This is a genomic window from Deferrisoma camini S3R1, from assembly GCF_000526155.1.
GTDB lineage: Bacteria > Desulfobacterota > Deferrisomatia > Deferrisomatales > Deferrisomataceae > Deferrisoma > Deferrisoma camini.
The window spans coordinates 1,719,945-1,732,833 of sequence record NZ_JAFN01000001.1 but is presented as its reverse complement, the minus strand read 5'-3'; the positions used below and the strand labels follow the sequence as shown (position 1 = coordinate 1,732,833).

Annotated in this window: 11 protein-coding genes; 7 read left to right on the top strand and 4 right to left on the bottom strand. The window is 68.4% G+C overall.

The window, feature by feature from the left end; genetic code table 11:
* The first annotated feature begins 84 nt into the window (after positions 1 to 84).
* The 3 genes from DEFCA_RS0107640 (at position 85) to DEFCA_RS0107625 (ending at position 2,914) form a co-directional block, all read left to right on the top strand.
* Entirely contained in the window at positions 85 to 717 is a 633-nt protein-coding gene (locus DEFCA_RS0107640) for a hypothetical protein (RefSeq protein ID WP_169709499.1), read from the top strand.
* A gap of 172 nt (positions 718 to 889) precedes the next feature.
* On the top strand, positions 890 to 1,210 hold the full coding sequence (locus DEFCA_RS0107635) for a hypothetical protein (protein ID WP_025322437.1): 321 nt from the start codon (positions 890 to 892) through the stop codon (positions 1,208 to 1,210).
* Between the two features lie 324 nt (positions 1,211 to 1,534).
* A complete protein-coding gene (locus tag DEFCA_RS0107625; RefSeq protein ID WP_169709498.1) occupies positions 1,535 to 2,914 on the top strand; it encodes a beta-sandwich domain-containing protein in 1,380 nt (459 codons plus the stop codon).
* An 87-nt stretch (positions 2,915 to 3,001) separates the two neighbouring features.
* Here DEFCA_RS0107625 and DEFCA_RS0107620 read toward each other — a convergent pair whose 3' ends face one another.
* The 4 genes from DEFCA_RS0107620 to DEFCA_RS22185 form a co-directional block, all read right to left on the bottom strand.
* Entirely contained in the window at positions 3,002 to 4,390 is a 1,389-nt protein-coding gene (locus DEFCA_RS0107620; RefSeq protein ID WP_169709497.1) for a hypothetical protein, read from the bottom strand.
* 401 nt (positions 4,391 to 4,791) lie between these two features.
* A complete protein-coding gene (locus tag DEFCA_RS0107615) occupies positions 4,792 to 6,228 on the bottom strand; it encodes a hypothetical protein (RefSeq protein ID WP_025322434.1) in 1,437 nt (478 codons plus the stop codon).
* 836 nt (positions 6,229 to 7,064) lie between these two features.
* Positions 7,065 to 7,211 carry a hypothetical protein gene (locus tag DEFCA_RS22190; protein ID WP_169709496.1) on the bottom strand — a complete coding sequence of 49 codons (147 nt, stop codon included), beginning with the start codon at positions 7,209 to 7,211 and terminating at the stop codon, positions 7,065 to 7,067.
* Between the two features lie 21 nt (positions 7,212 to 7,232).
* Entirely contained in the window at positions 7,233 to 7,379 is a 147-nt protein-coding gene (locus DEFCA_RS22185) for a hypothetical protein (RefSeq protein WP_169709495.1), read from the bottom strand.
* A 313-nt stretch (positions 7,380 to 7,692) separates the two neighbouring features.
* On the opposite strand from DEFCA_RS22185, the gene DEFCA_RS0107600 reads away from it, so the two are divergent.
* The 4 genes from DEFCA_RS0107600 (at position 7,693) to DEFCA_RS0107585 (ending at position 12,803) form a co-directional block, all read left to right on the top strand.
* Entirely contained in the window at positions 7,693 to 8,853 is a 1,161-nt protein-coding gene (locus DEFCA_RS0107600; protein WP_025322433.1) for a sensor histidine kinase, read from the top strand.
* Complete coding sequence (locus tag DEFCA_RS0107595) at positions 8,846 to 10,216, top strand: sigma-54-dependent transcriptional regulator (RefSeq protein ID WP_025322432.1); 1,371 nt, start codon at positions 8,846 to 8,848, stop codon at positions 10,214 to 10,216. Before DEFCA_RS0107600 ends, DEFCA_RS0107595 begins: the two co-directional genes overlap by 8 nt.
* Before the next feature lie 863 nt (positions 10,217 to 11,079).
* On the top strand, positions 11,080 to 11,643 hold the full coding sequence (locus DEFCA_RS20470; protein WP_051463206.1) for a DUF2318 domain-containing protein: 564 nt from the start codon (positions 11,080 to 11,082) through the stop codon (positions 11,641 to 11,643).
* Between the two features lie 2 nt (positions 11,644 to 11,645).
* Positions 11,646 to 12,803, top strand: coding sequence for an ABC transporter permease (locus tag DEFCA_RS0107585; protein WP_025322430.1), 1,158 nt, complete (start codon positions 11,646 to 11,648; stop codon positions 12,801 to 12,803).
* The last annotated feature ends 86 nt before the right edge of the window (positions 12,804 to 12,889 follow it).

Here is a 12,889-nt window from a genome sequence, read left to right as displayed (position 1 = left end):
GCTAGGTTTATGCAGGCACAAAGGGTAACTCGAAACCGTTCGTTAGCAACGACCGTGCCGAAAACCGGGAGATCGGAGGAGCCGATGAGAATTCGACTCGTGGCTGGGGTGGCCCTGCTCGCGGTGCTGCTGGGGAGTCATGCGCAGGCGTCCCACGTGCGGGCCCGGGTCGGGATCGTTCCGGACGGGTTCGAGGTGAAAGCGGTTCCGGATGCGGCGGCTGCCGCTCGGTACACCCGCTCGTACATGGAAACCCTCGGGTTGAAGGGCCTGCGGGTGCGCCGGGTGGCCGGAACCGGGGACCGGTTCTACGTGTACGTGGCGGAGGAGTCCACCGGAAGGGGCGCGTTCACCTTGGAGATCACGCCCGAGGGCCGGCTGTCGCTCAGGGGGTTTCCGTCCATGGACCCCGAGATGATGTGGAACCAGAAGTACGGCCACCGCGCCCGCAGGGACCTGTCCATGATCCGCGAGCGGCTGACCCCCGACCAGGCGTTGGGCCGGGTCGCGAAGTCGATCCCGGCCTCGACCGGGCTGCGGATCGGCTCCCAGGAGCGCTACTACGGGTATCTGTTGGTGTTCCTGCTGGACCGACGAGGCCGCTGGGTCGGAGAGGCCGCGGTGAACACGGTCAGCGGCCGGGTGGTCTGGGCCCGGTTCGGGGGGGGGCCTCCCTCCGTGTTTCCTCCTTCGGCAGTCCCGGGGAGTGGAGAATAGTCTACGCCTGAGTGAAGAATAGTCAGCAGCATGCGGAGGCCGGGCAACCCGTCCCTTCCACCCGTCTCCGTTTCCTCCCGCCAGTTTCTTTGGGGGCACCCCGGCAACGGGGGGCACGCCCCCTGCAACTCCGCCGTTCGTTCAACTCTACCTTCAAGCCGAGGAGGCCGAGATGCGCGTGGGGTGGATCGGGAAGAGCCTGGGGTGGACCGAGGTGCTGGAGGCCGCGGGATTCCGTGTGGTGCAGATCGGGGACGGCGGGCGAGTCCTGGAGCCGGGTGAAGTAGACGTGGTGGTGTGTTGGGGGGCGTGGCCCCCCGGCAGGCGGTGGCCGTCGGTGCCTGTGGTCTGGTGCCCCGGTACGGTCCGCGCCTGCTTCGACGGGGACCCGGCCCGGCGCGCCCACGTCATCCTGCCGGCTCCGGTGCGTGCGGTGGACCTGCTGCGGGCGATCGAAGAGGCGTTGGATCTGCGGTGGCAGGGGTTCCGGTGAAAAAAAATCGACCCGGGCTGTAAACCCCCTGGCCGGTGGCGCGTCTAACGGGGTGTGCAACCCCACTTCCCCACCCGATCGTTCCGATCGACGGGGGCCGGACGCCCGAGGAGGTAAAAATCGATGTTGCCGAGGAGATGGATGTGGCTGGTTCTCGCCGGCATCGCCCTGCTGGGCCTGGCAGGGTGCTTCCCCTTTCACCATTGGGGCCACATGGCCCCAGGGCACTGCGTGGTCCCCTGAGGCCGGGGCTGACCAGCCGGCCGGGGGCGGCGGCGCGGCCCCACGGGGGAACCCAAGAACCGACAACAGGAGAGACAGACCATGAGGTACACGAAGCACATCTCGAACCACGGAGCGCGGCGCGCCTGGACGGCGTGGGCCGCGGCGGTTGGGTTGGCGTTACTGGTCGCTGGCTGCGGCTCGTCGGGGAGCGGAGACACCGTCGCGACGGACGGCGGCACGGTGTCCGGCGTGATCCAGGTGGACGACACGGCCGCCCGGATCGCGGCCCGGGCCGCAGCAGCGGTCGATCCCGGAACCACCGTGTCGCTCGACGACCAGGAATCCGGGGTTCCCGTGGACGCCGATGGGCACTTCTCGATGACGGGGGTTCCCGACGGCGACCACACGCTGGTGGTCCACCTGCCCGACGGCACCAACGTGAACGTCCCGGTGCGGGTGATGGACGCACGCCCCCTGGATCTGGGGGTGGTCACGATCGCCCAGGGCCGAACGGTGGACCATACGGGATTCGACGGGTACCGGTTCGGGTTCGTGGACGAGGATGGTGACGGGAAGAACGACCTGTGCACCGACGCCGACGGAAACGGCATCTGCGACGCCGGCACACCGTACGAGGGGTACGCTTACCTCATGGACATGGGGTGGGCCGACGAGGACGGCGACGGGAGGAACGACCGGTTTGTGGACGCCGACGGCGACGGCGCGGACGATTCTGGCCGCGGGGCGCTGGGTCACGGGTTCGGGTGGATGGACGCCGACGGCGACGGGAAGAACGATCTGTTCCAGGACGCGGACGGAGACGGCATCTGCGATCTGACCGGCATGCCGTTCGAGCACCCGTTCGGGTGGGCCGACGAGGACGGCGACGGGGTGAACGACCGGTTCACGGACGCCGACGGCGACGGGGTGAACGACGTGGACGGGGTTCCGTACATGGCCATGCCGGGGTGGGTGGACCAGGACGGCGACGGGAAAAACGATTTCTTCCAGGATGCCGACGGGGACGGGACCGACGACGTGACCGGCATGCCCTACGGCCACGGGTTCGGCTGGGTGGACGCGGACGGTGACGGGACGAACGACCGGTTTGCGGACGCCGACGGCGACCGGATGGTGGACGAGGGGCCGGCTTTCGGCCACCACGCCGGCATGCCCTGGCGCTACGGGTTCGCCATGGCCCATCGGGACGCGAACGGGGACGGGATCGACGACGTGACCGGCATGCCCTACGGCCACGGGTTCGGCTGGGTGGACGCGGACGGTGACGGCAAGAACGATGCGTTCACCGACGCGGACGGCGACGGGGTGAACGATCGGACCGGACACGGCTATCCCATGGGCTCCGGCCACATGGGCGGATCCGGGGACGGCATCGGCGAGGAACACCACGAACCGATGGAGTGGCCGATGCCCATGCCCACGCACGGCGGCGGGATGGGTGGGGGGATGCCGATGTAGGGATGCGGCGCTCTTTGCCCGCCCAGGAAACGGGCCACCCCGCCGGGGGTGGCCCGTTTTTCGTCGGGTGGGCGCCGGGGAGGCGAATCAGGGCCGGATCTCCTGGAGATACGCCGTGCCCCGGCCGTCCTCCCTCTCGTTCCCCAGCAGGAGCACGCCGTCCTGGCCGTGGCCGAGGAGGCCGAAGTCCACGAGGAACAGCTCCACGGCGCCGAACGGCTCGTCCACCCCCATAGCGTCGGCGCCGAGGCGGATCCGGACCACGGCGTCCGATCCCGAGGGGCGCCCCACCAGGGGAAGCCCCGGGGTCCTGCCCCGACGGATCGTGTACACCCCGCCGTCGGGGCTCACCACCACCCTTCGGGGCAGAGGGATCCACCGTTCCGTGACCCGGTCTTCCTTTTCGAAACCCGATCGGAACTCCGGATTCTCTAGGCGCACCGCCACGGCAGGGCCCCGGAACCGGCCCAGGTCGGCCAGGAGGACCGGACCGCTCCTGCCCTCGGCGTCCGAGAGCCGCCACCGCTGGTCGGTTCGATGGCTCACCCAGCGCCCTCCGGAGAGGGGGGTGGCATCGTAGATCGCGTGTCCCTGCAGCCACGGGACCGCAGTCCCCGGCTGCCATTGGCCGGCCTGCTCCGTCACCGATAGGACTCCGCCCTCGAACGCGGAGAATCGTCCCCGGCGCTGCAGGAATGCCCGATTCCCGACGATTCGCAGGTACCCGGTGAGGTCTTTGCTCTGAGGGGCGAGATCCGGCCAGGCCAGGATCCAGGAATGGGGCCACGAGTCCGTCCCCTCGTACACCTGCTGCACGTCCTCGGCCCACGTGACGGCCACCTCGGGGACGCCGTCGCGGTCCAGGTCCCCCACGTCGAGCCACAGGGCCCGGCTGGGGCGCGTGCGCGCCTGGAAACGGGCCAGTTCCCGGACGCCGTCGTCGGTCAACGTGGCCCGAACCACCCGGTCGTCGTACAGGAGGACGATCTCGTCCCCCACGGCGACGAGCCGACGGGGCGTCTCCTGCAGTTCGATCGTCCGCGCTCTCCGGGCCGGGGCCTCGGGTACGGCTTGCGGGGCCGCTGTTCGGGGAGACGGGGGGGGAGGTGGCTCCGTCGCGGGGCCGGACAGCCCCGCCTCGTCCACGGCCAGAAACGCCCCGTCCGAGGCCCGGCGCAGAGCCGCCACCCAGCTGTCCCCCTCCCTCCGGAGATCCAGGACCAGCCCCCTGTCCGGCCCCTGACCCGCCGGGGCCGCAGGCACCACCACGAATCCCCGCTGGGTGAACAGCCGGAGCAGTTCCCGAACCTCGGGCACGGCCAGGGGGTCGGCTCCGGTCCCCCGGATCACGGCGGTCTTCTCCCCCTGCCAGGCGTCCAGGGCCTGGGAGACGCCCTTCCAGACTTCGGCCCCTGGGGCCGGCCCGGCCCAAACAACGGCGAGAACGGTGCAGAACAGGAGCATGAGACGGCGCAAGTTCGTTCTCCTTCCATGTAGCTTCGGTCAACGGTCGGCGGTCTTCGGTCTGGGGCCTCCGGCCTGCTTGAAGGCTGGGAATCTAGAAGGCTGGGAGGCTGACAGGCAAAAACCTTCTTTCATCTCCGAGGGCATGGGGGCTGGTGGGGCACCGGGCGCGGCGATCGGAGCCGCTCGCTCTCCCTTGTGGGAGCGGCCTCCAGGCCGCGGCCAGCCCCCTTGCCGGGCCTTGCGGCCCGGGATCGCGACCGGGCGGTCGCGCCTACACGCGTGCGGCTCCACAAAAAATGCCCTCCCCCCTTGCCCAGGGTACCACGGTCTCCGGAAGTCGAAAAAAAGGGCCCCGTTGCCGGGGCCCCGATGCGGGTTGGGTCAGAACCACGCGGAAGGAACGGGGTGGGTTAGTAGGCCCACGCCAACGTCAGCATGTTGAGCCAGGCGGTGTCGTTGGCGTCCACCTGGTCCTCGATGCCCTGGCCCGGCACGAAGGCCGAGAAGATGTTGTCGATGGAGAAGTTCTTGTTGAACTTGTACTTGAGCTGGAGGTCGAAGGTGGTTCCGGCGTAGTCGTCCACGTCCTCGCCCGGGTCCTTCGCGTTGGTCAGGTTGCCGGTCTCGTCGTACCAGATGAAGAACGCCTGGGCTTTGTAGGAGAGGTTGGCCACGAACCGCCCCAGGTCGCCCTTGGCGCCCACCGCGATCAGCCGCTGGCCCGGGTTGTTGCCGGAGCCGCCGTTGCCGATGCCACCGTAGCCGTTGCCGCCCACGGCCCGCTCCGGAGCATAGGCGTACAGGGAGGCGCCGTAGGGGCTCGCGCCCGAGGCCAGGTGCTCGCCCAGGATGTTGCCGTCCATGCCCATGAGCGGGGTGAACCGGCCGATGTCGGTGATGCCGAGCCAGCCTTCGACGTCGTCGTCGCTGGAGTCGTCGTCACCCCGGGTGTACCGAAACGCCACGTAGGGGCTAAACGCCTTGCTCACCGGCACCTCGAGCCCGGCGAACGCGGCCCAGGAGCGCACGTCCGGCCCGCCGTCCTCGAACTCGCCGTTGGCGGCCACCACCTCGAAGCTGGGCTTCACCGGCCCGATCTGGCCGAGCCCCTCCACGCCGTAGTAGGCCACGTTCACGTTCTTAGCCTCGTTGTCGCTGTAGGCGAACAAGGGGCTCACCGTGAACTTACCCATTCCCGTGTCGAACGTGGCGTTCACCTTGGCCGTGTACACCCGCCAGTCACCGGTCTGCCAGTCGTCCCGGGTTCCGATCAGGTCCGAGTTCTGGATGGGCATGTACAGGAGTTCGTACGAGAGCATGTCGCCCACCTTGCCGCGGAACCCGATGAACGGGTGGTCGTCGCCGTACAGGAGGCCGCCGGTCTTCAGGTCGAGGAACCGGATGTCCCAGCCGGTCTCCAGTTGCAGCTCGGGGGCGAAGGTGTAGAGGAACTCGGCCCGCTCGATCCCGAACTCGCCGCCCGCGTTGGGCTGGTTGTTCTTGGTTGCTCCCGTGTTGTTGGGGTCGTCCTTCTTTCCAGCGTAGAACGACCGGTCGCCGTTGTCCTTGTTCATGATCACGTCGGACTCGGCGATCATCTTCACCGACCAGTTGTCGCCCGTGGCTTTCCAGCCGAGCCGTAGCTCGGCGCGGATGTGCTCGCCCGAGGCCCACCCGCCCTCGTTCAGGGCCGGGGCGTCGCCCTTGGAGTCGTCGAAGTCGAAGTTGTTGTAGAAGGTGGGCTTGATCTTGGCGGTTCCGAAGAACTGGATGGCCGCCTGTGCCGGCAGGGCCAACCCCACCGCGGCGATCGTGGCGAGCGCGATCTGGGAAACGGTTCTTTTCATGAGGATTCCTCCTTCTGTTGTGAGACTCCCGTGGTGGCTGTCGGATGCAGACAGTGCTCGGGTTTGCCGTATCACCTCCTTTCTTCCGATGGAATGCCCGTCTTGGGGGTATGCCGCTGATACGTCGCGCCATCGATACCAGGGCAAACTTGACCTGTCAACAAAAAAATAACACTGTTTGAGTTTGTATATTATTCGACAGGTGTGTGGAATATTCGTCAGCTGTCTCCCGCGCGGGTGGTGCGACAGAGGGAGGAAGATCGTGCCTCGATCCCCGGCCTTGCGGGTGTCGTCCGTTGGTCCGCGACCTTGGCACGCCTGATGCATAACGTTTCCTTCATGGGAATCGCCCCAACCCGATTCCCATTCCTCCTGTAGAGGGGGGAAGGGTCTGGTCCACCCTTCCCCCCTTTTTTGTGCGTGCCGATCCGAACGAGGAGCACTCGCCGTCGGTTCACGCCTCTGGGACACGGCCCCTCGGGTGAGGTCGGCGTGGTTGCCGGGCCCTCGTTCCCTTCCCTCGCGCCTCGGCGAACGTGCCGGAAGTCCTTCACGACCCGTCGCTCTGAGCCGTTGTCGAACGCCCCAAGCCCAGGTGCCGGGGGGCGCTCCCGAACCGTTCGCGTACTCCGCGTACAGGGACTCAGGTGTCTCATTACCGCATCCCCTCGGTTCGTCAAGCGCCCCGGCTATCTCGACAGCGGTCGGTGGAAGCCAGCGCAACGAGTCGAACGGGACGCGGTCGTCGGGCCTTTCCCCGAAACGGCGCCGGGCCCCCTGGGAAGTCCAGGGGGCCCGGAAGGGCGAGGAGGGCGGGGCGCGGGGAGGGAGGCGGATTACCGGACCAGGTCGATCGCCTCCATGGTGGTGCGCTCCATCGTGGGGCAGGAGCATCCGGAGGCTGTGGTAGCCGGAGCCGCCAGGCTCACGGTTCCCACCGCCAGGGTCGAGAGGAGCAGGGCGAGAAATGCTGCGCGCTTCATGGGATCACCTCCTTCGGTGCGCTAGCGCACCAGGTCTGTGGCTTCCAGGTTGGTGGTGGTCTGCTGGGCCGAGCTGCACCCGCACGCCGACGCGGCAGGGGCTGCCAGGCTCACGCCGGTGATGCCGAGCAGGGCCAACAGGACGGTGAGGGCTGCGATGCGTTTCATGGTTCCACCTCCTTGGTGGGAATGGGGTTGTGTTCGACCTGAGTGCAAAGCATAGGGCGTGCCAGCGCAGGAAAAAATCCGTAACTCACTGATATGATTAGATAGTGTTGTCGCTGCCCGCTTTGTGGGGTTTTTTGACAAAGGTTTGGTTTAGGTGAATATTGTGCGGACTGCAGAAAACTCGACACCCACAGAGACCGGTGGTAGCCTCCGGGCCGGGGGATTCTGAGAGAACCGCGGAAATCCGCCCGATTCAGGCGGCGGTACGACCCTTGCTTCCGACTCCGGCCGACCGAGCCGGAGGGATCACGCCATGCTGGTGAACGACCCGAGGAAGGACTTCTGGATCAAGGTGGGCGCGGTAGCCGTGCTCGTGTTCGGCGTGTCGCTCCTTCACTACGGCACCACCACGGCCCGCCCGCTGCTCCACGACGTGTACCGCCGCCTCTATTACATCCCCGTGGGGCTGGCCGCCGTGTGGTTCGGTCTGCGCGGCGGGCTCGCCGTATCCGGGGTGGTGGCGGCGATCTACGTGCCCCACATCATCATCTACTGGAACGACATGGGCCGGGAGCTGTGGAACCGGGTCATGGAGGTGGGGCTGTACTTCGTGTTCTCGGGGCTGGTGGGTTTCTTCGCCGACCGCGACCGGGCCTACCGGCGCCGGCTCCAGATGGCCAACGAGCGTCTGGAGAGGTCCTACGAGGAGCTGCGGCGTCAGGCCGACACCCTGCTCCAGGTGGAGGAGCAGCTCCGGCGGGCCGATCGGCTCTCGGCCATCGGCCAGCTCGCGGCCGCGGTGACCCACGAGATCCGAAACCCCCTGGGTGCGATCAAGGGCACGGCCGAGATCCTGCGCGACGAGTTCCCCAGCGGGCACCCCAAGGCGGAGTTCCTGGAGATCCTTCTGAAGGAAACCGATCGCCTCAACCAGGTGGTGGAGGAGTTTCTGGGGTACGCCCGGCCCGGCAGCACCGAAGAGGGGGAGGCGGTGGATCTGGCCCAGGTCGCACGGCAGGTGGTGGGGTTTCTGTCCACCCCGGCCCGCAAGGCGGGGGTGACGGTGTCGCTCGAGGCCGATGAGCCGGTCCGGGTGGGGGGGCGGCCGGCGCAGCTCAAGCAGGTGCTTCTCAACCTGGTGTTGAACGCGGTCCAGGCCACTCCCCCGGGCCGGAGAGTCATCGTGCGGGTCGGCAGCTGCGACGGGCGGGTCCTCGGGCCCGAGTTCCGGCAGGTGGCGGGACGGGTGGCCCACCTGTGCGTGGAGGACGAGGGCCCGGGGCTGCCCCGGGGCGAGGAGCAGCGGGTGTTCGAGCCGTTCTTCACGACCAAGGAGGAGGGCACGGGGCTGGGGCTGGCGATCAGCCGCAAGATCGCCGAGGCCCACGGAGGGACCCTGGTGGCGGAGAACCGCCCCGAGGGGGGGGCCCGATTCGTGTTGACCCTTCCGGCGCTGGAGGAAGCGGATGGCTAGGGTTCTGGTGGTGGACGACGATGCGAGCCTCAGACGGATTCTGGAGTACAACCTGGCCCAGGAAGGGTATGCCGTGGCCACGGCGGCCAGCGGTGAGGAGGCGCTGGAGCGCCTGGAGAAGGCCTCGTTCGACCTGGTGGTCACCGACATCAAGATGCCCGGCATGGACGGCATGGACCTGCTGCGGCGGATCAAGGCCGAGTCTCCCGAGACCCAGGTCATCGTGATCACGGCCTTCGGCACCATCGAGATGGCCGTGGAGGCCATGAAGGCGGGCGCGGCCGAGTACATCACCAAACCGTTCAACCGCGACGAGCTCAAACTGGCGGTCCGAAAGGCGCTTCGGATCCGGAACCTCGAGGCGGAGAACGTCCGCCTCCGGCAGGAGGTGCGACGCTCCGAGGGGGTGGATCGGATCGTGGGGGACTCGCCCGCGATGCAGGCCGTGTACCGGCTCATCGAGAAGGTGGCCGACTCGGACGCCTCGGTGTTGATCACCGGGGAGAGCGGGACGGGCAAGGAGCTGGTGGCCCGGGCCATTCACCGCCAGAGCCGGCGGGCCGACCGGCCGTTCGTGGCGGTGAACTGCGCGGCCATTCCCAGGGAACTGCTGGAGAGCGAGCTGTTCGGCCACCGCAAGGGGGCGTTCACCGGCGCCATCCGCGACAAGAAGGGCCGGTTCGAGGAGGCCGCTGGCGGCACGATCTTTCTCGACGAGATCGGCGAGATGCCCTTGGACCTCCAGCCAAAGATCCTGCGCGCCCTCCAGGAACGGGAGATTACGCCGGTGGGGTCGAACGAGGTGATCCGGGTGGACGCCCGGGTGGTGGCCGCCACGAACCGGGACCTGGAGGCGGAGATCGAGGAGGGCCGGTTCCGGGAGGACCTGTACTACCGGCTGGCGGTGGTGCCGATCCACATGCCGTCGCTTCGGGAGCGGCCCGAGGACGTGCCGTTGCTGGTCGCCCACTTCCTGAAGAAGCTCGCCCCGGGCAAGACGATCCGGGTCACGCCCGAGGCGTTGGAGGCCCTGCAGCGCTACCCCTGGAAGGGGAACGTGCGGGAGCTCGAGAACACCATTGAGCGGCTGCTGGTGCTCCGGGACTCGGACACGATCGAGCTGGAGGACCTGCCGGAGAAGATCCGGGCTCCAGACCAGGACCCGGGGCAGGCGGGGGGGTTCTCGTTCACCCTCCCCCCGGAGGGCATCTCCCTCGAGGAGGTGGAGCGGGCCGTGATCGAGGAGGCCCTGCGCCGGACCGGGTGGAACCAGAGCCGGGCCGCCCGCCTGCTCCGGATTCCACGGCACATCCTGCTGTACCGCATGGAGAAGTTCGGGGTCCCGCGGCGAAAGGCGGGGTGATGCAAGGCTCTTCAGGGGATCGGGCGGGGAGCGGGTTCCGGCGCCGGCGCCGCCGAGGGGGCGAACAGCCTCGGCAGGCCGAGCGCGGTACTCCACCAGGGGCGCCCCATGCGCCCGGACCGTGACGCCGTAACGCAGACCTGCTTGAAACGCTAGGGGATAGAGGCGCTGCGCGGCGAGCTAAGGGGCCGCGCCCGGCTCTCCGGCAGGTCCCTTGCCCCCCTGATCAGGGATCGATAGCGCCTGTTTATCCGCCGGATCAATAGCGAGAACGATCGCCCGAGGCGAGGATGACATCGGTACAGCGTTGGGTCGCAACACGGCTGGTGGTGGCGATGGTGCTCCTGGGGTTCGCGTCCCCAGGGGCTGCCGCGTGCGGTGCATCGTGCTGCGCCTCCATGCCGTCGGGGCACGGCCCCGAGCGGCAACCGTCCCCGGCTTGCTGCTGCGGCCATGCCCCGATTCCCTGCGACTTCCACGAGGACCTCGGGGGCCGCGTTCCCGATGCGGCCGTGGGGGCCGCGTCGTTCTTCCCCTCGGTCCATGTGGTTGGGATCGCCCCCCTCCCGCTGGCGCCCGTTCCCCCTGCCGGGCCCCTCGGGCCCGAGCGGATCCACCCTTCGGGCGCCTCTCCCCCCGCCGACCTGTACCTTCGAAACGTCTCCTTCCTGTGTTGAGCCGCGCCCCCGGGGGGGAACGCCGGAGTGCGCCCTGACGCCGGAGGCATGGTTTGCCTTGCCGCCGGCGGGCTACGGGGGAAGTTGCGCGCCGCGTCAACGTGGCGGGGAGCGCCCGCCCCGGCGTGGTCTCGTTCGGCCACGGAGATGCCGCGAACCGGTTCAATCTTGAGGAGAGACGGAAACATGAGCCAGAAGACCAACCGTTCCAAGGACAAACTCGCCGCCAAGAAGGCGGCGGTGCTCGGGGAGCAAACGAAAAAGAGATCGAAGGGGCCGCTGCTTGCGATGATTGCCTGTGCCGCGCTGGTGGTGGGCGGTGGATACGCCTTCTGGGCGCTGTGGGGCGGACCGGCCGTGGAGGTGGCGGCTCCGACCCCGGCCCAGGCCGGCGAGGTCACGTTCCCCACGGCCCAGTTCGACGACGGCCAAGCCCGGTTCTTCCGCTTCCGCACCGGCGACGGGACCACCATCCGCTACTTCGTGCTCAAGAGCTCCGACGGGGTGATCCGGGCGGCGTTCGATGCGTGTGACTCGTGCTGGCCGGCCGGCAAGGGGTACCAGCAGCAGGGCGACGACATGGTGTGCCGCAACTGCCGCCGGCGCTTCCCGTCGGTAAAGGTCAACGAGGTGAAGGGGGGGTGCAACCCCGCTCCCTTGGCCCGGGAGATCCGCGAGGGCAAGGTGGTGATCCGGGTGGCCGATATCCTGGAGGGCCGGCGGTACTTCGACCTGCCGGAGGAAGGGTGACCATGACGCTCAAGGACATCGCGCTGTTGAACCTGAGGCGGCGCAGGGCCAAGGCGGCGTTCGTGCTGGCCGGACTCCTGGTGGGGGTGTCCACCGCCGTCGGTCTGCTCACCCTGGTCCAGGCCATGACCGCCGACGTCAACCGCAAACTCGAGAAGTTCGGGGCGAACATCCTCATCGTCCCCAAGACCGAGAACCTTTCCCTCACCTACGGGGGGCTTCAACTCGGAGGGGTGTCGTTCGAGATGGAGGAGATCCGCCAGGCCGATCTCGCACGCATCCAGACCATCAAGAACGCGGGCAACGTGGCCGCCGTCGGGCCGGTGGTGCTGGGCGCGGTCGACACCGGGGGCCGAAGGGCGCTGCTCGCGGGGGTGGACTTCGGCGCGGTGCGCATCCTGAAGCCGTGGTGGCGGGTGCGGGGTGATCTGCCCGGACCGGACGGGGTCGTGCTGGGAGCCGAGGCTGCCCGGGTGCTCGGGCTCTCGGTGGGGGATGCGCTGGCCTTGCCGAGCCGGCGGCTCCAGGTGACCGGGGTGCTGGAGCCCACGGGCAGCCAGGACGATCAGCTGGTGTTCGCGCGCCTGGCCACGGCCCAGGCCGTTCTCGGAAAACCCGGGCGGGTGTCCATGGTGGAGGTGGCGGCCCTATGCAAGGACTGCCCCATCGAGGCGATGGTCAGGCAGATCGGCGACGTGCTGCCCGGCGCCAAGGTCATGGCGATCCAACAGGTGGTGCGGGGCCGCATGGAGGCCTTGGGCCATCTGAAGCGGTTCTCGTTGGGGGTGTCGGCCGTGGTGGTGGGAGTGGGCGCTCTGGTGGTGCTCGTGACCATGATGGGGAGCGTTCGGGAGCGCACCACCGAGATCGGCATCTTCCGCGCCATCGGATTTCGAAAGAGCCATGTGATGCGCATCGTGCTGTTGGAGGCCGCCGTGGTTTCGGTTCTGGCAGGGGTGCTGGGGTACCTGACGGGGCTGGGGGGCTCGCGGCTGCTCGTGCCGTTCTTCACCGAGAGCCAGGGGGTGGCCGTGCCCATTGACCCTGTGGTGGCCGCGGGTGCCGTGGCCACCGCCCTGGTCGTGGGGCTGGCCGCCAGCTTCTACCCCGCGCTCTTGGCCGCCCGAATGGACCCCAACGAGGCCCTCCGGGCCCTGTGACGAATGTAGCGTTTCCGAAATCTCGTGGTTTTCCCAGGGGGTGGGGCTGGGGGCCCCTCCTTCCAGCGGGCCGAAGGCCCCAAACC

Coding starts and splice junctions, on each gene's coding strand:
- DEFCA_RS0107640 (WP_169709499.1), top strand. CDS start 85: ATGAGAATTCGACTCGTGGCTGGGGTGGCCCTGCTCGCGGTGCTGCTG.
- DEFCA_RS0107635 (WP_025322437.1), top strand. CDS start 890: ATGCGCGTGGGGTGGATCGGGAAGAGCCTGGGGTGGACCGAGGTGCTG.
- DEFCA_RS0107625 (WP_169709498.1), top strand. CDS start 1,535: ATGAGGTACACGAAGCACATCTCGAACCACGGAGCGCGGCGCGCCTGG.
- DEFCA_RS0107615 (WP_025322434.1), bottom strand. CDS start 6,228: ATGAAAAGAACCGTTTCCCAGATCGCGCTCGCCACGATCGCCGCGGTG.
- DEFCA_RS22190 (WP_169709496.1), bottom strand. CDS start 7,211: ATGAAGCGCGCAGCATTTCTCGCCCTGCTCCTCTCGACCCTGGCGGTG.
- DEFCA_RS22185 (WP_169709495.1), bottom strand. CDS start 7,379: ATGAAACGCATCGCAGCCCTCACCGTCCTGTTGGCCCTGCTCGGCATC.
- DEFCA_RS0107600 (WP_025322433.1), top strand. CDS start 7,693: ATGCTGGTGAACGACCCGAGGAAGGACTTCTGGATCAAGGTGGGCGCG.
- DEFCA_RS0107595 (WP_025322432.1), top strand. CDS start 8,846: ATGGCTAGGGTTCTGGTGGTGGACGACGATGCGAGCCTCAGACGGATT.
- DEFCA_RS20470 (WP_051463206.1), top strand. CDS start 11,080: ATGAGCCAGAAGACCAACCGTTCCAAGGACAAACTCGCCGCCAAGAAG.
- DEFCA_RS0107585 (WP_025322430.1), top strand. CDS start 11,646: ATGACGCTCAAGGACATCGCGCTGTTGAACCTGAGGCGGCGCAGGGCC.